Origin of the sequence: Xenorhabdus sp. PR6a (assembly GCF_028599065.1) — a bacterium.
GTDB classification, from domain to species: Bacteria; Pseudomonadota; Gammaproteobacteria; order Enterobacterales; family Enterobacteriaceae; genus Xenorhabdus; species Xenorhabdus doucetiae.
Window position 1 is genome coordinate 1 of the sequence record NZ_JAQRFJ010000167.1, and the last position, 1,068, is coordinate 1,068.

1 protein-coding gene is annotated in these 1,068 nt (G+C 40.0%); it reads left to right on the plus strand.

What is annotated here, in order from left to right:
* A partial coding sequence (locus tag PSI15_RS18075; protein ID WP_273584729.1) for a DUF6973 domain-containing protein occupies window positions 1–1,038 on the plus strand: 1,038 nt, incomplete at its 5' end.
* Window positions 1,039–1,068: the final 30 nt, after the last annotated feature.

The window sequence follows — 1,068 nt, forward strand, 5'->3', positions numbered from 1 at the left end:
TATCAGAGTTATGTCGCAGAATTTCAAAAAGCAAAATCTAACAATGCAGTGGTGGCAATGAATAAAGCACTTGCGGCTATTTTCGGTACACCGGAGGGATTAACACTACTCAATCCAGATGCCTTTCATTATAAAAAAACATACACGCAAGATTATGGTATTTTTAAAGATACATATATTATCGAGATAAGAAATAAGAAGCAATTAGATACATTATTGTCTGAGGCTAAGCAAATATGGGATAATGATTCTTTTCATTACAGTGTAAGTCCATCTTGGCAAGAGTCAATGAGGGAATACTACAATGCATATCGAAACGCTATCAGGAATACATTTTTGTATTACCATAACCTGAAAAATAAATTACGTGCAGGCATTGACCGAGAAGTAAAAAGAGTAAAACGCATCAACGAAGATCTGGAAAAATCCAGAACGGAAATGCATGATGCCTTTCATGACGGGCAGAATACGGCTATTCCGCCTTCGATAAAGATCGCCATTTTTGCCAAAATGTATCCTAAAGAGGCGTTAGAAATTGGCCCTTATATCAAGAATTCGACAAACATCAGCACCAATGCAGTACGGTTTGCAACACAAGGTCTTGCGGCACAAGGAGGTTTCACTGAACCACAGGGAATGGAGGGCGAAGGCACACAGGTTAATGCATTTCGTCATACCATCTGGCAGGCTACTTTGGCTGCCCGGTATGGGGAGAAAATTGCTAAACATGCCGGGGATGCCCATGAAATGGACCCGCGAGTTGATCTCAATATCCGGCAGTTTGCAACGCTCAACGAGGCGGATCAAACCATTGATCTGCTCAATAATCAGATAGGCCGCAGTATTGGTTTGAACGCTAACGTAACTTCAATGAAGGCATTGGCTTTCGCCACACTGGAAACCTACCATAAAGAGGGATTATATGTTGCCATTAAAAATTCCAATGGTTATGAAGTGGTAAAAGAAAAAATCAACGATCATCAATATAATTACATGAAATCAGTGTATGAGAAAGTGGATGAAAACGGAATGAAATAATCTCTTAGTGTCTAATACCCCGCTGCTTAT